Source organism: Palaeococcus ferrophilus DSM 13482 (genome assembly GCF_000966265.1).
Classification (GTDB): domain Archaea; phylum Methanobacteriota_B; class Thermococci; order Thermococcales; family Thermococcaceae; genus Palaeococcus; species Palaeococcus ferrophilus.
The window spans coordinates 39,317-58,077 of sequence record NZ_LANF01000009.1 but is presented as its reverse complement, the minus strand read 5'-3'; the positions used below and the strand labels follow the sequence as shown (position 1 = coordinate 58,077).

14 protein-coding genes are annotated in these 18,761 nt (G+C 56.4%); 4 read left to right on the top strand and 10 right to left on the bottom strand.

Translation table 11 applies throughout. The features are described 5' to 3' along the window. Positions 1 to 31 precede the first annotated feature (31 nt). Positions 32 to 1,609 (bottom strand): lysine--tRNA ligase, encoded by a 1,578-nt coding sequence (gene lysS / locus PFER_RS03350; protein ID WP_048148761.1) that lies wholly within the window; start codon positions 1,607 to 1,609, stop codon positions 32 to 34. Between the two features lie 94 nt (positions 1,610 to 1,703). Here lysS and PFER_RS03345 point away from each other — a divergent pair, with 94 nt between their 5' ends. Beyond that, the gene (locus PFER_RS03345) at positions 1,704 to 1,901 is read left to right on the top strand and encodes a PCNA-inhibitor (protein WP_245612420.1); all 198 of its coding nucleotides are present in this window, start codon (positions 1,704 to 1,706) and stop codon (positions 1,899 to 1,901) included. Between the two features lie 19 nt (positions 1,902 to 1,920). Continuing rightward, positions 1,921 to 4,419: a DEAD/DEAH box helicase gene (locus PFER_RS03340; RefSeq protein WP_048148756.1), complete on the top strand. Its 2,499-nt coding sequence runs from the start codon at positions 1,921 to 1,923 to the stop codon at positions 4,417 to 4,419. Positions 4,420 to 4,437: 18 nt separating this feature from the next. Here PFER_RS03340 and PFER_RS03335 read toward each other — a convergent pair whose 3' ends face one another. The 4 genes from PFER_RS03335 to PFER_RS03320 form a co-directional block, all read right to left on the bottom strand. Then, positions 4,438 to 6,204 carry a methyl-accepting chemotaxis protein gene (locus PFER_RS03335; protein ID WP_052696176.1) on the bottom strand — a complete coding sequence of 589 codons (1,767 nt, stop codon included), beginning with the start codon at positions 6,202 to 6,204 and terminating at the stop codon, positions 4,438 to 4,440. 247 nt (positions 6,205 to 6,451) lie between these two features. Then, the gene (locus PFER_RS03330) at positions 6,452 to 7,192 is read right to left on the bottom strand and encodes a MinD/ParA family ATP-binding protein (RefSeq protein WP_048148754.1); all 741 of its coding nucleotides are present in this window, start codon (positions 7,190 to 7,192) and stop codon (positions 6,452 to 6,454) included. Further along, positions 7,183 to 7,977, bottom strand: coding sequence for a MinD/ParA family ATP-binding protein (locus PFER_RS03325; RefSeq protein WP_048148752.1), 795 nt, complete (start codon positions 7,975 to 7,977; stop codon positions 7,183 to 7,185). Before PFER_RS03325 ends, PFER_RS03330 begins: the two co-directional genes overlap by 10 nt. Before the next feature lie 153 nt (positions 7,978 to 8,130). Continuing rightward, positions 8,131 to 8,925: a DUF63 family protein gene (locus tag PFER_RS03320; protein WP_048148750.1), complete on the bottom strand. Its 795-nt coding sequence runs from the start codon at positions 8,923 to 8,925 to the stop codon at positions 8,131 to 8,133. Between the two features lie 138 nt (positions 8,926 to 9,063). Between PFER_RS03320 and PFER_RS03315 the strand changes: the two genes are divergently transcribed. Continuing rightward, positions 9,064 to 9,822: a YchF/TatD family DNA exonuclease gene (locus tag PFER_RS03315; protein ID WP_048148747.1), complete on the top strand. Its 759-nt coding sequence runs from the start codon at positions 9,064 to 9,066 to the stop codon at positions 9,820 to 9,822. Here PFER_RS03315 and mrtA read toward each other — a convergent pair. Together mrtA and PFER_RS03305 are read right to left on the bottom strand one after the other, a co-directional pair. After that, entirely contained in the window at positions 9,817 to 10,398 is a 582-nt protein-coding gene (gene mrtA / locus PFER_RS03310; protein WP_245612418.1) for a CPBP family archaeomyxosortase MrtA, read from the bottom strand. The two genes, PFER_RS03315 and mrtA, sit on opposite strands and share 6 nt — an antisense overlap. 9 nt (positions 10,399 to 10,407) lie before the next feature. Then, positions 10,408 to 11,283 carry an FKBP-type peptidyl-prolyl cis-trans isomerase gene (locus tag PFER_RS03305; RefSeq protein ID WP_048149101.1) on the bottom strand — a complete coding sequence of 292 codons (876 nt, stop codon included), beginning with the start codon at positions 11,281 to 11,283 and terminating at the stop codon, positions 10,408 to 10,410. 126 nt (positions 11,284 to 11,409) lie between these two features. Here PFER_RS03305 and ftsY point away from each other — a divergent pair, with 126 nt between their 5' ends. Then, complete coding sequence (gene ftsY, locus PFER_RS03300) at positions 11,410 to 12,312, top strand: signal recognition particle-docking protein FtsY (RefSeq protein WP_048148745.1); 903 nt, start codon at positions 11,410 to 11,412, stop codon at positions 12,310 to 12,312. Here the strand turns inward: ftsY and PFER_RS03295 are convergent. The 3 genes from PFER_RS03295 to PFER_RS03285 form a co-directional block, all read right to left on the bottom strand. Beyond that, the gene (locus tag PFER_RS03295) at positions 12,309 to 12,980 is read right to left on the bottom strand and encodes a segregation and condensation protein A (protein WP_048148743.1); all 672 of its coding nucleotides are present in this window, start codon (positions 12,978 to 12,980) and stop codon (positions 12,309 to 12,311) included. The two genes, ftsY and PFER_RS03295, sit on opposite strands and share 4 nt — an antisense overlap. A gap of 26 nt (positions 12,981 to 13,006) precedes the next feature. Continuing rightward, positions 13,007 to 16,534, bottom strand: a complete 3,528-nt coding sequence (smc, locus tag PFER_RS03290; protein ID WP_048148740.1) for a chromosome segregation protein SMC — start codon at positions 16,532 to 16,534, stop codon at positions 13,007 to 13,009. A gap of 78 nt (positions 16,535 to 16,612) precedes the next feature. After that, positions 16,613 to 18,760 carry a hypothetical protein gene (locus tag PFER_RS03285; protein WP_157255035.1) on the bottom strand — a complete coding sequence of 716 codons (2,148 nt, stop codon included), beginning with the start codon at positions 18,758 to 18,760 and terminating at the stop codon, positions 16,613 to 16,615. Between the last annotated feature and the right edge of the window lies 1 nt (position 18,761).

Below are 18,761 nucleotides of genomic sequence, written 5' to 3'. Positions count from 1 at the left end.
AGTAAGGAAAGGGGAGTTAAAAGGCTGCCGGTCACGCCTCCATGCGGAGGCGCCTTATAACGAACTCCCGGTCCAATGAGGCAAGGAACGGTGCGAGCCTCGGGCCGCGGTCCTTGCCGATGAAGACGTTGTAGAGGGCCTTGAACCACTTCTTGCTCGGGATTCCGCGCTTCTTGGCGGCATCAAAGATGACGTTGTTGAGCCCGTCAACGGTGAACTTACCGTGGTTCTCCAGCCATTCTGCCACCTCGAGCATCGCCTCCCTTACCGCGGGCTCGAGCTCCATCTCGGGCGGCTTTTCGAGGAGGGAGAACTTCACGTTCTCAGGAGCGTACTTCTCGACCCAGTTTTTGGCCAGGCGTATGCGGAGCCTTATCCTCTCGACGTCCTCCTCGTTCAGTTCCTCCGGAACGTGGCCCTGCTCCCTGAGGACGTTTATTATCCCCTCCTCGTCGAGGTGGGGCATCTGGACGAGCGTAACCAGGAACCTAAAGGGCGCCTGCGCGGTGGGTCTCTCCGGAACCTTCGGCATTGAAAGCTCGTACGTCCTCTTCAGCTCCTCCTCTTCATCCGGGTTCTTGGCCTCCTCAAGGCCGAAATAGATGCGCTCAACCTTGTCGAACTCGTCGTAGAGGTTGAGCAGGCCGAGCCCGAGGTCTATTTTGAGCTCCTTGTTCGGCCTCGCCTTGGCGTAGATGAAGCGGATTATTCCCGGTTCCAGAACCTCGTAGAGGTCACTCAGAAGGATAACATTGCCCTTGCTCCCGCTCATCTTGCCCTTCTGGCCCTTTATGCCAACGAACTCGTACATGAGATCTATTGGAGCGGGCCAGCCGAAGACCTTCTCCACTATCTCCCTCCCGGTGTCGTAGGAGCCTCCGGCAGCGAGGTGGTCCTTTCCTGCCGGCTCAAAGTCAACCCTGAAGTGGGCCCACCTCATAGGCCAGTCAACGCGCCAGCGGAGCTTGACGTTGCCCTCCCTCATGTCCGTCTCGCCCTCGGCGCCGCAGTGGGGGCACCTGTAGGACACCTTCCACTCGCCGTCCCAGGAAACGAAGTCCGCCTCCTTCCTGCAGGATGGGCAATACACCATGACTGGCTGCCATGAATCCTCAAGGAGCGGCTGCCTTGCCCTCTCGCGGTACTTGTCAAGGATGGCCTTCACCTCATCCCTCTTTTCGAGGGCGGTCCTCACTTCTTCGGCGTACTCGCCGTTCTTGTACAGCTCGTAGGCGTGGAGGAAGTCCACCTCGATGCCGAGCCTCGAAACCTCTTCCTCGAAGAGGCTCATGAAATGCTCGGCGTAGCTCTCGTGGCAGCCCCACGGGTCCGGAACCTCGCGAACCGGCCTGGTGAGGTGCTCCCTCCATTCCTGCGGGACGTTCTTGGGAACCTTCCTAAACCTGTCGTAGTCGTCCCACATGTGGATGTGGCGAACCTTCTTACCCCTGTCACGGAGCGCGTGGCCGACGATGTAGGCCGTGAAAAGCTCCCTGAAGTTGCCTATGTGAACGTAACCGCTCGGAGTTATCCCGCTTTCCACCACGTACTCTTCCCTGTCTCCCCTTTTCCTAATTATCTTCTCAGCAATGTAATCGGCCCAGTGCATGAAAACCCCTCCTGGATTAAAGTGCGAGGGGCCCTTTTTAAGGGTTTAGGGCTGACCCAAAAACCTATATACTCCCCTTTCCCAATCTCACCCGATGGCCATGGACAGGACGCTGGACGAGTACCTCAGAAACTCCGGGGCCAAAAAGGAGCAGAGAAGGGAGAACGGAAAAAAGCGCCGCATGAGGGATACTCAACTAGACGGCTTTCTTCCCCGGGAGCATATAGATTTCTTCAGGGAGCTCAGAATAGGCTCCAAAAGGATAAGGAACAAATTCAAGGACATCGAATGATCCTTCTGGGGTGAGACGTGTGCTTTTCATAGTGAGACGGGGGAGGAAAAGGAACGAGCTTGAGGCTTTTTTCATAGAGAACGAGCCCGAGAAGCTCTCCCAGATGAAAAACCTCAAGGCTGACCGTATTTACCGCTTCATAATGCGAGAGGGCAGGCTCTTCAAGGTTCTCGAGGGGAGCGAGTACAGGAACCCCAAGGAGGTCGAGAAGGCCCTGCGATCATCGAGGATAATACTTGTGGATGGGGATTTCGAGGAGTACTTCACCAGGAGGCTCCAGAAGAAGGTTGAGAGGGCAACGCTCTGCCGCTTCTGTATGATGGAGGGCAGGATTACAGTCCTCGGCGAGGGGAACAGGATAAAATACCACGACGAGTACATATGTGAGCGCTGCGCCGAGGAGGAGCTAAAGAGGGAACTCCGCTTCCGCTTCAGGAGCCTGGCAATGCTGGACCAGGCGAAAAAACTTCTAAAACGCTTTAAAGACCTCGACAAGGTGCTCTACGCCTTTGACCCGCGGTTTGATCCCACGACGCATCCCGAAATCACCCGCTGGGACGAGCTGAAGGCAAAGCACGTGAAGGTTGAGAGGGTCAGGGTGGATGAACTCCCGGTTCCGGAGAAGTTCAGGGAGGTTCTGAAGTCGGAGGGAGTGAACGAGCTCCTCCCGGTCCAGAGTCTGGCCATCAGGAACGGCCTCCTCGATGGCGAGAGCCTCCTTGTGGTTTCCGCAACCGCGAGCGGTAAGACCCTCATTGGAGAGCTCGCCGGCGTTCCGAGGGCGATGAAGGGGCAAAAGATGCTCTTTTTGGTTCCCCTTGTGGCTCTGGCCAACCAGAAGTACGAGGACTTCAAGAGGCGCTATTCGAAACTCGGCCTCCGCGTGGCGATAAGGGTCGGAATGAGCAGGATAAAAACCAAGGATGAGCTGGTTGTCGTTGATACGGGCATAGACGCGGACATAATCGTCGGAACCTACGAGGGAATAGACTACCTGCTGAGGGCCGGCAGGAAGATAGGAAACGTTGGGACGGTAGTCATTGATGAGATACACACCCTCGATGACGAGGAGCGCGGGCCGAGGCTGGACGGTCTCATCGCGCGTCTTAGAACCCTCTATCCGAAAGCGCAGTTCCTGGGTTTGAGCGCCACGATTGGCAACGCGGAGGAGCTGGCGAAGGAACTCGGGCTCAAGCTGGTGCTCTACGACGAGAGGCCGGTGGATCTGGAGAGACACATAATAATCGCGAGAAACGAGAGTGAGAAGTGGGCGTACATAGCGCGGCTGGCGAGGGCCGAAGCATCGAGGACTTCCCGGCAGGGCTACAGGGGCCAGAGCATAGTTTTCACCTTCTCCCGAAAGAGGACGCACGAGCTAGCGGCTTACCTCACGAGCAGGGGGCTGAAAGCCAAGCCCTATCACTCAGGCCTTCCATACCACCAGCGCAAGCTCGTGGAGCTCGAGTTCCTCAAGGGCCGCCTCGATGTGGTGGTCACAACGGCGGCGCTTGGGGCGGGAGTGGACTTCCCGGCATCCCAGGTTCTCTTCGAGAGCCTTGCTATGGGCAACAAGTGGCTAACCGTGAGGGAGTTCCACCAGATGCTTGGAAGGGCCGGAAGACCGCTCTACCACGAAAAGGGAAGGGTTTACCTCATAGTCGAGCCCGGAAAGAAGTACTCGGCCGGGATGGAGGGCAGCGAGGACGAAGTGGCTTTCAAGCTCCTGACGGCGCCTATAGAACCCGTTGTTGTTGAGTGGAGCGACGAACTTGAACAGGACAACGTTTTGGCACATTCCTGTGTCTTCAACCGGCTCGACGTCATCGAGGAAGTCCAATCCAGGTGCCTTGGCGCCAACCAGAGCGCGGAAAAAGTTCTCGAGAAGCTTCAGGAGTTTGGTTTCCTGCGCGTGGGCCGCGGCGTTGAGGTGACCCCCTACGGGAGGGCCGTTAGCATGAGCTTCCTCCTCCCAAAGGAGGCTACGTTCATCCGTGAAAACCTCGGCAAGAAGGAAGCGAGATGGATAGCGGTTAAGCTCTTCCCCTTTGAAAACCTCTACCTCAGCGGCACGATGCAGAAGGAGCTTGGTTCAGCGATTAGGGGGCGCGTGGGGGGCAAGCTGTTCTCACCGAGCTTCACGGCGATGCTTAAAGAGCTGGACAGGATCATCCCGGAGGTAAGCCCCAACGTGGCGGAGAAGCTCTTCACGATATACCAGGACTTCTTCAACTGCCCAGAGGAGGACTGCACGGAGTACGCCATGGAGAAGGTTAGCTACGAGATCATGGAGCTCAGGAGGGCTGGAAGGCATCCCTCCCAGATAGCCGAGCACTTCAGGCGAACCTACGGTTTAATAGCCTATCCCGGCGACGTTTTCACGTGGCTGGACGGGACGATAAGGAAACTCGACGCGGTGGAGAGGATAGCGAGGGTCTTCCGCGTGAGAAGAACCGAGGAAGAGGCCAGAACACTCAAGAGAGAACTTGAGGAGGGTAGGGGGGTTCAAGTTAAAAACTGAATGTGGGGCACGAGAGCGCTAAGAAATGCGGCTCCTGACCTCCTCAACAACCCGTTTGACGAGTCCTTTCTCGGGCAACTTGAACGACTCCACTATTGGGACTATCCTGCCAACCGCACCGTTTATTGTGGCAGCCATGTCCTCAAGGGAGCGGACGATGCGGCCCTGTTCCTCCATAGTGGAAGTTACCTCCTCAGTTGAGGCTGTGGTTTCCTCCGCAGATGCCGCTAGGTTCTCCATTGCCTTCAGTGCCTTCTCAGCCGCCTCTTTCGTGCGCATAATGCTATCTTTAACCTCTTCCATCTGGGGGGTCACTTCCTCAATCATCTCAGCGATGTTTTTGAGGTACTGAACCGTCTCCTCCAGGCTTGATGAGCTCTCTTCAACGATGTTGACGCTGTGCTCCGTCAGGTCTACCGTGTTCTCTATCCTGTCCGACATCTGCGTTATTATTGCCCTTATGTTTTCCGCTGCCTTTTTGCTTTCTTCAGCGAGCCCCTGTATCTCCTCAGCAACGACTGCGAAGCCTTTTCCGGCTTCACCCGCCCTGGCAGCCTCAATAGCGGCGTTTAAAGCAAGAAGGTTTGTCTGCTCTGCTATACCCGTTATCACGTTGGTGATGTTCTCAATGTTTTTACCCATGTCCCTTATTGAGTCAACGGCATCTTTTACGTCTCCTATGGTACTTTGAATCCTTTTTATCTTCTCTGCGGAGATGCGGCTTTTCTCCCTTCCATCATTGGCCATGATCACGACCTCTCTCATAGATCCCTCAAATTCCTCCATAGAACGAATGCTCTGGTCGCTTATCTCACTCACGTAGCGCATTCCCTCGGTTATCTCGTTGATGTTCTCCTGCTGCCTCTGCGCCTCAATTGCTATCTGTCGGACGGCTTCAGTGCCCTGCTCGACCAATCTAACGCCATCCTTCGACATCTCAAGAAGTCGTTCCGAGTTTGCCTTCAACCCTAATGTTATCTCGTTTAAAGTGCTCACTGTTTTAATCAATTTCTCCCTAAACTCACTGAGGGCCCTGTGGACCCTCTCGAACTCCGCACTCCCCTCTCCGGGTGTCACCGTGAGATCGCCGCTTGAGAGGGCAGTGATGTAATCGACAAGGTGTTTCAATTCATCCTCCAGAGTTTCTCCATGTTTTATGCTTGTTTCGTGCAGGGACATAAAATCGTTGATTATTCTTTCGAGATATCTAAGGAGATAAACTCCAACGGAGATGCTGAGGGCCAGCATTCCGACAAGGTAAATCTTAAGGTACGTGAGCTTCCTCCCGTATGTGCCGCTGTAGAGTCCTACCGCTTTGTTCATCTCGGTCAGGAGCTCAACGTTGTGAGTCAGAATATACTCAAGGGCATCCTTGAACTGTGGGTCACTCGTGTCTTTCGTGGCTACTATCTGAACGTTTCTGTAGAAAGGTTGCCATAGTGCCTCCACTTTTTTGAGTTGGGCCTGAACCTCAGGAGGCGCAGGGGGAATGGATTGTTCCTTGTTGTGTATCGGGGCGGTCCCACCGTAGAGCAGGGCTTTCAAGCTTTTATCAAAGAGTTCAGCCGTTGCCAGGAGCTCTTCCCGGTAGTTGTCTTCGCCTACTGCTATCGCAAGGGCCTCCTTCGACATCTTCTGAGTGAGCATCCTCTGCCGGCCTGCGAGGTCTATCACTACTCCGTCCGCCTTTGCCTTACTGGCGTAGATGAACACTCCCGTGACTGAGACGAGGTTGAGGATTAGCACTATGATTATCCCTACTCTGACGGTCTTTCGCATGTCCATCTATATCCCCCCGTGGAAAATAACATTTTCAAAGTTTAATACAATTTTGTGTAGGTAAAAATGTAGGTAAAGAGACTCTTTGTTAAACCCCGCCGTAAGTACTCGGCTAGAATGGAGGGCACTTCCTACGGGGAACCCGTTAGTAGGGGTTCCTCCTTTCAAAGGATGTGAGATGGAGAGAATGTTCCGGTGAAGAAGGCTGAGGAAGAGGCCAGAACACTCAAGAGAGAACTTGAGGAGGGGCGGGCTATCCGAAGAGCCAGCGCTCGATGACCTTTCCCGCGTCCTTTATCGCTATGGCCGCGTCGCTGTGCGGGAATTCCACGATGAGGGGCCTCCTAAGGGACACCGACTCAGGAACGTGGGGGTCGTAGGGAACCACTCCCAGGACGGGAACCTCGAAGGTCTCCTCGATGTAGTCCTCAATGAGTGCTGGGTCAACCTTCTGCACGTTGTTCAGAATGACCCCGTGCTCCATGCGCTCCTCCCTGTCGAGGAAGAGGTACTTCTCCAGCTGGTCGTGGATTGTGTAGGGGAGCTCTCCTCTTCCGGCCCTCTCGACGTCGAGGACGACAACCTGATGAGTGGCTATTTCGTAGAGTTCGAGAAGGTCCATGGGAAGGCCGCTCGGCGTGTCCACGAACGTGAGGGCGTACTCCTTTGAGAGCTCCTCGAAAACGTGGATTAGAAGGGACGTGTGTGCCCCCACCACCTGCCCCAGCTCCTTTGAGCCGGGCAGCACGCTTACCCCGTACTCCCTGAGCTTGTAGAGGGCTGCCTCGGGCTCCACGAGGGGGTCCTTGAGAAGCGTGTGCAGCGTCACCCTCACTGCCCCCATATCGAGGTACTCCGTCATGTCCGGGAGGTATATGTCCCCGTCCACGAGGAGGGTGTTGTAGCCCATCCTGCCCATTAAGATGCCGAGATTTATTGCCATCACGGTCTTCCCCGAACCCCCGGGGCCAACGAAGAGGACTATCAACTCCATCCCTCCTTGATGACGCGGTTTATGAACTCCGTCCCCGGGTTTCTGCCGAACACCCACCTCTCGAGGTTCTCCCCAACTTTTCGGAACGCCTTGGCTGCCGGCGACGATGGGTCGTGCTCGAGTACGGGCTTTCCGTAGTTTATGGCCTCCGGGACCTTCTCGTCCATGGGGACCACTCCGAGAACCTCAACGCGGACGTTCTCGTCGAGGAAGCGCAGTACTCCTTCAATCTCCTCCTCCGATTCCCTGACCTTGTTGAGGACCACCCCCACGCGCAGGCCGTAGAGGTCCCCGAGGGCCTTGAGCTTAAGAATCTCGTTTTTCACGAGGGTCTCGAAGGAGTGTATCGGTGAACGCTCAACCTCAACGACCACTATCTGATACTGGACCAGGGAGAAGAGGGGCAGCGTGTCGAAGGGAATCCCCGTGGGGGAGTCTATTATCGTGAGGGCAAAGTGGCGCATCGCGTTACTCACAACGTCCTTGAGTCTCTCTGCTGGTGTCATGAGGATGTCGTAGAAGCGCGAACTCCCAGGGAGTACAAAGAGCCTGTTCTCGGGAATCTCGTATATTGCCATCTCCGGCCTCAACGAGTCATCCTTCAGAAGGGCGTGAAGATGGTACCTGGGCCTGTCAAGGCCGAAATGGAACGCCAGCTTGGGGAGGTAAACGTCGCCGTCTATCAGGAGGGTTTTGTACCTTTCCCTCGCGAAGTAAGCCCCGAGGTTGGCGGTAAGTGTAGTCTTTCCAACCCCGCCCCTACCGGTTACAACAACGCCCACCATACTTACCTGCTCCTCATGAATTCTCCGGGGAGAACTGATTCCAGCATCCTCTTGATATTACTATTACAGAGAGCGTTATATACATTTCGGGCTCGCCCAGCCGCTTTTAGAGTTGTACTAAAAGGCCAAGATAAAGACAAAGGGAAGGCGCGCTCACGCGCCGAGCACCAGCTGTGCCGGGTCTCTGAAGCCGGGCCCAAGGCCGAGGACGAACATCGCGAAGTACCAGTATCTGCGCTCGTTCTCATCCTTAACAAAGTAGCGGACGCCGTAGTAAACGACCGCCAGGATAAGGAGCTTCCAGGGGTAGAGTATGAAGGGGCCGAAGTGATTCGCGAGAATCCCCTCGATCCAGTGAACCTCGTAGTGGTTGTAGCGGTGTATCGCAACCACTGTCGAGCCGAGGTCGAAGGTGTGAACGAGTACCGTGTAGAGGAACGTCCTCTCAAAGGGCCGGAAGCGGTAGAATACGAGGACGGGGAGGGCGAACGCTATCGTATAGAGCAGCGTGTAGGCGTAGGCCTCAGGCCTCACAATGTGCGTGAAGAACAGGTACAGCGGATAGGCCGAAACGATGAGCCCCCACGCCACGGTTAGCTTGGGGTAGAGGTTGAGTTTCACATCAACCGCCAGCGCGGGCACTATGAGGAAAAAGGCCGTGAAGAATATCCCGGGGGTGAGTATCCACGGGTTTGGGGAGAGCACCTTCCCGTCAACAAGGGCCCTCGTCGTGGAGCCAAAGAGAACCATGGGAATGACGGCGTAGAAGAGTCTCTCGTCCACCTTGATGTTGAAGCGCTTGATGATATGGTCGTAGGTGAGTATCACACCCACCCCGAGGAGGAAGCCGTAGAGGGCGGTGTTGTAGGGGTTGTAGCCCTCGCGGGTGTACATGGGCCTTATGAAGTAGTTCCATAGGAAATCATAAATGCTCTGACTTAACGCCATCGTCACCACCTTAGGCCACTAAGGGGGAGGTCTAATAAGGCTTTTGCCTGCACTTTGGAAAATTGCTGCCCTCTGAGGTAGCGCAAAAATATTTTAAAGGCGGAACCTTCAGGGCGTTTGAGTCACAGGGTGAGAGGCATGATTGATGCGCACGCTCACATCGAGATGTTCAAAAAAGACGCCCCGGCGGTTGCGGAGGAGAGCAGGAAGCATCTCAAAGCCGTGCTCGATTCGATAACCGAGTACCGCAAGTTCCACGTCTGGAAGAGCTGGGAGCTGTTGAAGCCCTACTTCGGCTTCGTCTTTCCGACGCTGGGTTTTGCCCCAAACGAAGCAAGAAGGGGCAACTGGGAGAAGGTGGACAGGGTCGAGGCCTTCATAAGGGAGCACTCCGATGAGATAGTGGCCGTGGGAGAGATTGGCCTCGACTTCTACTACGCCGAAACGGAGAGGGAGAGGAGGAATCAGCGGGAGATTTTTCACCACTTCCTGAACCTGGCGGTAGAGCTCGACAAGCCCGTGGTTCTGCACGCGCGTGATGCTGAGAGAGAGGTTTTCGAAGCTATCCAGAGGGCCGGAGTCAGGGCCTACTTCCACTCCTACAGCGGCCCGACGGGCCTCGCCCTCGAGATAGTCGAGAACGGTCACATCATCGGCATAAACACGGGGATAGACTTCATACCCAATGTTAGGGAAGCGGCGGAAGTTCTACCCCTTGGGGGTATCGTTGTAGAAACGGATGCTCCCTACATGAGCCCCTACAAGGGCGAGAAGAACTACCCGTGGAACGTGGAGTACGCCGTCAGGAGAATAGCTGAGCTTAAGGGCCTTGAGGTGGGAGAGGTTGAGAGGGCCACGGAGAGGAACGTGGTGGAGTTCTTTTCCCTCCCGCTATAGGGCGCACATTAGGTCAAAAACCACCGCGCCGGCCCAGTGCAGGAGGAAGCTGGGAAGAAAGCTCTCGCTCCTGAGGTCAATCTCCGCGAACACTATCCCGCCTATGAGCGAGTACGGTATTTCAAGGGGCGGTTTTCCTATGTGGACGAGCACGTAGGGAATCAGCTGGACAATTATCCCCTTCCACCTATTTTTCTTCGCCAGAGGGAAGAGGAGGAAGCCCCTGTAGAACGCCTCGTGGGCGAACATGCTAATCCCGATGAGGGCCTCCCCCATCAGGAATCCCCAGGCTGAGCGGTAGGGGAATATCGGGTAGTACGCCCTAAAAGATGGCATCCGTGAAGCGTAGAAGCTAACAGGCAGTGTGAGAACGAAGAGAAGGAGGGCAAGGATGTAACCGTCCTTCTTCCCGCGCCTGAAGCCAAGTTCCTCAGCGCTGAAGCCGGCAAGCCTCGCGAGGATGAGGGGTAGCGCGAGGTAGAAAACGACCGCCGAAAACGTCCACCCGTAGAATCCCTTCGATGTCAGAAGGCTCATGGGGATAAGGGAAAGCAGGAGGAGGTAGAAAAGAAACAATTCCGTGGCTCACTCCTCCTTGGGCTCTTCCTCTTCCTTCTCCTCGGTGGGGGCTTCCTCTCCAGCTTCCTCAGTCTTCTCCTCGGCGGCGGGCGCTTCTTCGGTCGTCTCCTCGGCCTCCTCCTTGACTTCCTCGACGTTCTCGGCAGAGGCTTCCTCTTCAACCTTCTCCTCCGGGACTTCCTCCTTGGCCTCGGGCGGCTTGAGGAGGTCGTCAACGGACGGGGTGAAGGTTATCTTCTCGTAGCCGAGCGCCTTGAGGTCGGCCTCGAGGAGGAGCTCACCTATGGCGAGGTGCCTCGGGTCAACGGTCTGCTCGCCGAAGTTTATGCTGACGTCCTTCTCGCCGACCTCTATGATGACGTTCTCCATGTTGACATTCGGGAGCCTGAGCTCGATAAGGGCCTTGACCTTCTCTATCGGGTCGTCTATCTTCTCAACGACCTCGACCTCGTAGATGAGCGTCTTCCCGGCGAGCGGGTGGTTGAAGTCAACCCTGACCCTTCCGCTTGAGACGCTGAGAACCCTCGCCCTCTTTCCGTCTATCTCGACCTCAAGGCCCGGGAACGGGTAAACGCCGTGCTTCTTGAACTGGCCGAGGGTGAGGGTCTTTATGAGCTTGAAGTCCCTCTTTCCAAAGCCCTTCTCGGGCGGAACCTCTATCTCGTATTTCTTGCCGATCTCGAGCCCCTCGAGGGCCTCATCAAGGCCCCTGAGGACGTGGCCGGCACCTATTATAATGGGGACGGGCCCGTAAACGCCCCCCTCCTTGTATATTCCCGCTTCTTTCGCTATCTCCTCGGAGGTTGTGTCGAAGACCTCCCCAGTCTCCCTGACCTTTCCGGTGTAGCTGAGCCTCACAACATCTCCCTTTGCAACCTTCATGAGCATGACCTCCCTTTTTCATGTTCTACCACAGATTTGAGGGGTTGCTTTTTAAGCTTTTGCCGGTCGGGTTGGGCTTCATAAGCATTATATAGGAATAAGTCATCCACCCATCGGGTGGTGGTAATGTTCGGAAAGCTCAAGGAGAAGTTGGGATCGTTCGTTGATAAGGTCGCCCAGACCGAGATAAGCGAGAAGGACGTTAACCGCGCTCTCGATGACCTCGAGATAGAGCTCTTGGAGGCGGACGTCGCTTTCGACGTTGTTGAGGAGCTCAAGGAGCGCATAAGGGAAAAGCTCATCGGCCAGAAGGTGAAGATAGGAACCGATAAGAGAAAGCTCGTTGAGGAGGCAGTTGAGGAGGCCATCCTTGAAATCCTAACGCCCGGGAGGGGGATTGACCTTCTCGAGGAGATACGCTCCAAGGAGGACAAGCCCTACGTGATAGCCTTCGTGGGCTTCAACGGGAGCGGGAAGACCACAACGATAGCGAAGCTCGCCCACTGGCTCAAGAAGAACGGGCTCTCCGTTGTTATAGCGGCAAGCGACACCTTCCGTGCCGGGGCAATAGAGCAGGTGGAGGAGCACGCCAAACGGGTCGGGGTGAAGGTCATAAAGCACCAGTACAAGAGCGACCCCGCTGCGGTAGCTTACGATGCTATAGAGCACGCGAAGGCGAGGGGGATTGACGTGGTGCTCATAGACACCGCAGGGAGAAACGAACTCAACAGGAACCTCATGGACGAGATGAAGAAGATCGTCAGGGTAACGAAGCCTGACCTCGTTGTTTTTGTGGGCGACGCGCTCGCGGGCAACGCCATAATCGAGCAGGCCAGACAGTTCAACGAGGCCGTGAAGATTGATAGTGTGATACTCACCAAGCTCGACGCGGACGCGCGCGGAGGAGCTGCAATAAGCATAAGCCACGAGATAAACGCCCCCATACTCTTCGTTGGCGTTGGCCAGGGCTACGATGATTTGAGGCCCTTCGACGAGAAATGGATGATGGAGAGGATTTTTGGGGCCTAGTTCCCCTCCATTTCCTCCACGGGAAGAACGTATATCTCCCCAAAGGGCTCCTCCTGGATGAGCTCGACCTTCCCCATGTTGGAGAGGAAGAGCAGGTAGAGGAAAGTCCTCGCGACTATCTTGGGGCTGAAGTCGAAGACGAGGTCCCAGAAGCTTATCTTCTCCCTCGTCTCGGCGTAGACCTCTTTCACTATCTCGTAGAGCCTCGTCACGTGCTTCTCTATGTCCACGCGGAAGTCGTCAACCACGAATATCTCTTCCTCTATGTTGATCTTCTTCTTTTTCCGCGGCTTCTTCCTCTCCGCCTCCTCAAGGGCGTCCATGAGGGCATCTATGAGATCGTCAAGCGTGTAGAGCCTGTCCACGCGCCTTATCGGCGGAACAACCGGGTCAACCTCCACCCTTATGCGCTCCTCGCCTTCCTCTTCCTCCTCCTTCTCCTCCCCCCCGTAGAGAAGGGCCTCGGTTTTCATGCGGAGGAGAATTGAGGCAGCGAGTATGGCCCTCGCGGAAACGCGGAGGTCGAGATCGCGCATCTCCCTGAGCCTCTCTATGTACTTCTCCGTTATGTCCGCTATGTCGATGTTCCAGGGGTCGACTTTGCCCATCATCACCAGCTGAAGGAGTATGTCAACGGGCGTTATCTCCTCTTCCATACGGTGCTCCATTTAACCCACCTCTTAAACAGCCTCCCTCACATCCCGAGGGCGCTCTTCTGCCTCGCCTTCTCGAGGTACTCCATGGCCTTCTCGAGGCTCAGGGAGACGACCCTTGAGACACCTTCCCTCATGCTGACGCCTATGATTTTGTCGGCGTTGGCCATCATGACGTCCCTGAGGGTTATCACTATGAACTGGCTCGTCTCGGAGCCCTCCTTTATCAGATCGGCAACGCGCTTGACGTTTGCGTCGTCAAGGTGGGCATCTATCTCGTCGAAGAGGTAGAAGGGCGCCGGCTTGTAGCGCTGTATCGCGAAGACAAAGGCGAGAGCGGTTAAAGCCTTCTCGCCGCCGCTCATGGCCTCTATCCTCTTGACCTCCTTTCCTGCTGGCTTTGCCTCTATCTCGAGGCCGCCCGAGAACGGGTCCTCCTCGTTCTCCAGCTTGAGCTTGGCCTCTCCTCCCGGCGAGAGCTTGGCGAAGAGCTCCGAGAAGTTCTTGGCTATGGCTTCGAGCGTCTGCATGAACACCGCCCTCTTCTGGCCCTCTATCTCCGCTATGAACTCCTCTATGCTCTCCTTCTCCGCCTCGAGCTGCTCCCTCTTCGACTTGAGCTCAAGGTAGCGCGTCTCAACGACTTCAAAGTCCTCTATGGCCTTCATGTTCACGGGCTCGAGGCGCTTTATCTCCTCCTCCATCTCGTCTATCTCGTCCCTGAGCTTCTCCAGGTCGAGGGGTATCTCCTTCACGAGGCTTACATCATGGTGCTTGAGCTCGCGGTTGAGCTCCTCAAGCCTGCTCCTGTACTGGGCGATCTCGATCTTCAGCGTGTTGAGCTCGAGGCTGACCTTCTGGAGCTCCTCCCTGAGCTTCTCCTTCTCCTCCCTAAGCGCGTCTATCTCCTTCCTGAGCGCGTCCCTCTCTTCCCTGTGCTTCTGGACGTCCCCCTTGAGCTTCTCCTCCTCGGCCTTGAGCTCCTCCAGCTCCCGGTTGAAGGCCTCCAGGTCGGCGGTGTTCTTCTCTATGCTCTGCTTGAAGGCGTTTATCCTGTTGGCGAGCCCCTCTATCTCCTCCTCAAGGTCGGCTTTCCTCGGAATGAGCTCCTCGTTTATCCTGACCTCGAGGCTCTCGAGCCTGCTCTCCACCTTGCTGTACTCCTCCTTGAGCTTCGTCAGCTCGTGCTCCACCTCTCTAATCTTGGTGTTGAGCTCCCTCGCCTCGGGGTTGTCGAGGGCCTTCTTCAGCTTCTCCTTCCTCTTCTCGAGGCGCTCTATCCTGCCCTCGAGTTTGGCCATCTCGCTCTTTGCCCCTTCAATTTTCTTCTCAAGCTCTTTTATGGCCTCTTCACTCACCTTAATCTCCTCGGAGGCGTTCCTGTCTTCCTCAAGGAGCCTCGCGAGCTCCTTCTGGAGCACGTCAACGTCCTTCGCAAGGTCGCTCCTCTTAACCCTCAGCTCGAAGAGCTCCCTCTCCAGCCCGCGGTGCTCAAGCTTCAGGGCGTTCAGGGCGCTCTCAAGCGATTCCTTCCTGCCCTCAAGTGAAGAAACCTTCGCCTTCAGCTCCTCCACGTTTACCGTCTTGAAGCGGCCCCGCGGCCTGTAGTGGCCGCCAACGATGGCACCGCTCCTCTCGAGGAGCTCCCCTCCGAGGGTGACCATCCTTGCTTTGCCTATGCCTATGCTCCTCGCCTCGTTCATGTCCTCAACTACAGCAGTATCGCCTATGGCGTAGGAAACGGCGTTTTTGTAGAGCGGATCAAAATCAACGAGCTCAATCGCGGGGGTCCCCACCCCGGGCTCTTTCCTCGGTTTTATCTTGTTGAGCGGGAGGAACGTTAGCCTTCCGAGCCTGTTCTTCTTGAGGAAGTTTATCGCCCTCTCCGCGACCTTATCGTCATCCACCACCACGTTGTCGTAGTGGCTCCCGAGGGCCACCTCTATCGCCACCGCGTACCTCTCGTCCCTTATCCTTATCAGCTCGCCGAGGGCCCCGTGTATACCCTCTATGCCCGAACGCTTTAGAGCTTCTATTGCCCTGTTGCTCGTCTGGGCCTCCTGCTGTGCTTCAGCCCTCATGAGTTCCTTTCTCGCGCTCTCAAGCTCGGCCGAGACCTTGGAGAGCTCCTTTGTCTTCTCCTCCATCTCCTTCTCAAGCTTCCTGAGCCTGCCCTCCCCGCGGTTCATGCTGGCCTCGACCTTGGAGAGCTCCTCCTTTCTGGCCTCGACCTCCGCCTTGAGCTCCTCTATCCTGCTCCGGAGGGAGAGCTTTTTGGCGTTTAGAGTGCTGATCCTGGCTTTGAGGCGCTCTATGTCCTCCTGAAACTTCCCTATGTTGGTCTCGGCCTGATAATAAGCCTTTTTGGCCTCCTCAAGCTCGTCGGTGGTTTTATCGAACTCCTCCTTGGCTATGCGGAAGTTCTTATCTATCTCCCCGAGCTTCACCACGAGCGCGTTCCTCTCCTTCTCCTTCTCCTCGATCTCCGCTTTGAGCTTCTCCCTGCGCTTGCCCCAGCGGTTTATCGCGCTCTTGCTCTTCTCCAGCTCGTCCGATACCTTCTTCAGCTCCTCCTTCGCCTTGGCCATGCGGAAGTTCGACTCCTCTATCTCCTTTTTGGCGATCTCAATGTTCCTCTTGGCCAGCTCAATCTTGCTCTGAACCTCGCTTATTTTCCTGGTTATCGCGAGGAGTTCATCACTGCTCTCGCTCTCTATCAGGTTCTCCAGCCTCGCGAGCTCCGCCTCCTTGCTCACTATCTCCTTCGCTATCTCCTTGAGGCGCTCCTCTATACTTGCCCCCTTCTCCCTCAGGGCCTCCTCCTTCTCCTCGCCCTCATCTATCAGCCTTTCAAGCCTCTTTATCTCCCCGACGAGGAGAGTAACCCTCGCCTTCTCCAGCTTCTCCTTGAGGTCTAGGTAGCGAAGCGCGTCGTTGCGCTCCTTCTCAAGCTTGTCGAGCTGCTTCTTGACCTCGCTTATGAGGAGATCAACCCGCGCTAAGTTCTCCTCCGCCTGCTTGAGCTCGCCCATCGCCTTCGTCTTCTTCTCGTCGTACTCTGCTATGCCGGATATCTCGTCTATTATGAGCCTTCTCTCCGTCGGCGACATCTTGATGAACTTCGTTATGTCTCCCTGGAGGACGAGGTTGTAGCCCTCCGGAGAAATCATCGCGGCGCTTAAGAGGTCGAGTATGTCGCTCCTGCTCGTCCTCTTGCCGTTCAGTTTGTAGAGGCTTCTACCGTCGGGGTAAACGCGCCTCGTTATCACGACCTCGTCCTCGTCGATGGGGAATCCCCTGTCCTCGTTGTTGAAGTAGATCGAGACCTCCGCGTACTTCGCCGGGGGTTCCTTCTTCGTGCCGGCAAAAATAAGGTCGCTTATCCTCGTTGCACGCATGGCCTTCGCCGACAGGCCGCCGAGAACGAAAAGCATCGCATCCCCGACGTTGCTCTTCCCACTACCGTTGGCCCCAACGATTGCTGTGAAGCCCTTGGAGAACGGTATTGTAACCTTCCTGTTACCGTATGATTTGAATCCCCTCATTTCAAGCTTCTCTATGTACGGCATCCTCCACACCTAAAGTGTTGGTTGCTCACACGTTCGTTATATAATTTGTGCCCGCAAAACGTGTACAAAAGCGGGCACTCAGCCGAGCTTCTTCTCAAGGAACAGTGCCAGCAGTAGGAGAAAGCCCAGCCCCAAAACCGCCATGTACGCCCACCGCGTAGTCACTTCGGAAGCGCCTATGACCGTGCCGCCCGCTTCAAGGGAGAGCCTCACCTCGCCGGTTCCCCTCACAACTATTGCCACGAAGTCCTCGTCGCTCCTCACGGCTATCCTTCCTGAAACGGTGTCTCCCTTCGCGCTGAACTCCGCTTTCTTCGGGTCGCCCAGGGGGTCAAAGTCCTCCCTCTCGCTGTTGAGCGTGAAGTGGTACGCCCTCAGCTCCAGGTTCTCCCCGCTGGCCCTTATGGTGAGGCTCCTCCCCCTGAGGGCTGTCGCGTTGAGCACTATAACCTCGAGCCCCTCTCCGAAAGGCTTCCTTCTCATGCTGAGCGTGAGGTTCCCCGGTTTATCCATGTAGCGCGCCACCAGGAGCACGGAGTTAAAGAAACCCTTCCCTTCAACCATTGCCATGAACTCGCTCTCGTTGAACACCAGGAAGTCGGGCCTTCCAGCCGGTGCCTCCGATGTGTGGAGTATCTCCCCGTAGGGGCTGAGGATGTGGAGCTTGAGGTCCTCCCCCTGGCGGACGTACCTGCCGTAGAGGAGGGCTATCTTCTCCCCCGTGGCGTTTTCGAAAATGTAGGGGGGACTTACGTCGCGCCACACCACGTGGTAGGGAAGGCCGAGGTAGTGGGTCTCCGACGTGAAGTTGCTCTTCGCGAGCCAGTTGTCCCCGTAGACGGGAAGCCTTCCGGCCCCGGCAACTTCAAGGGTTAGGGGATAGTTCTCCCCGTTAACCGTGGCGTTGAACCTCACCATGCCCTCCACCCGGAAGCCCGAGGGGAAGCTCGGGAGCGAAACCACGAGGGTCAGCTGGGCGCTTCCATCAACGTTAAGGGTTTTAACCTCGTTCTGGCCGTAGTAGAACGCGTAGCTCACAGAGTCCGGCAGTCCCGAAGTCCCGAGCTCCACCCTCCCCTTCCCGGTGATCAGAATGCTGTAAACGGCGGAGCCGCCGAGGTAGGCCCTCGAGTAATCGTTGACGAACTCAACGCGGAGGCCCCTTTCGAGGCTAAGGGGCACGCTGGTCGTGAATTCCGGGGAGCTTATGAGAACCGTGACGTAGCTCACATCCGCGGTGAGGTTAAACGTCACTTCCCTCTCCTCGCCCTCCCGGAGGGTCAGCTCAACGGATAGGGGAGAGCCGATAACGACGGAGTTGCTCGTGGGGCTGACCTTGCCGTGGAAGTAGCCGCCTTCGTTTTTGAGCCTCAGCCTCAGGGCATCGCCCTCAAGGGAGTAGGAGACGACGGAAATCACGGGGGGCTCGAAGTAAAAGCTCTCCTGGGCCACGGCGCCGTAGTTGAGCACGATGGCCCCCTGGAGGGGGTTTCTCTCGAAGGCGACCTCGACCTCCTCCCCCCTCGGGAGGTACACCTCCCTCTTCTCAAGCGTCAGACCGCCGGAGGTGAGCGAAACGGTAGCGTTCACCCCATCTCCGTGATTTAGGAGGGTTGCGTGGAGCTTCTCATCCCTGCTGAGTCTCTTCACCTCCACCTGAGGGCGGGTTTTCTCTATCAGGACGTTCTTTGTGATGCCTCCCAGGGAGAGCACGAGGGAGCGGGAGGGGGGCGTCTGCACGGTGAAAATTACCTCATCTCCCCTTCCCATACTCACGGAGAGCTCTTTGAGGAGGATGCCGTTTGAGTAAACGCGGAGGGTGTCGTTTATGCCGTAGTAGCCCTCCCACCTCACGCGGAGCTTCGTGTACGTGTCAAACGCCTCCACCACCTCGACGGAGAAGTCCTTCTTCCTCAAGACCTCCACATTGGAGTAATTCCCCTCGAGGTGGAGCACGAGCTTTTCTGTGGCCGGGTCAAAACGCCCGATGGTGTAGTTGACCCCGTTGAAGTAGAGGCTCCCCCCGAACCCGAGCACGCTCGAGTTCACTCCCTCCGGTCCCTCGACGCGGAGGTATATCAGGCTCCCCGAGGGGGAGGCGTCGAAGGTGACCACGCTGCCATCAACGATGAGCACCTCGTCAATCCCGACCTCAACGGAGTAGGCCACGACGCTCGCGGAAAAGAGGAGAAGGAGGAGGAACGTGAGGAATTTCTTCACCTTCATC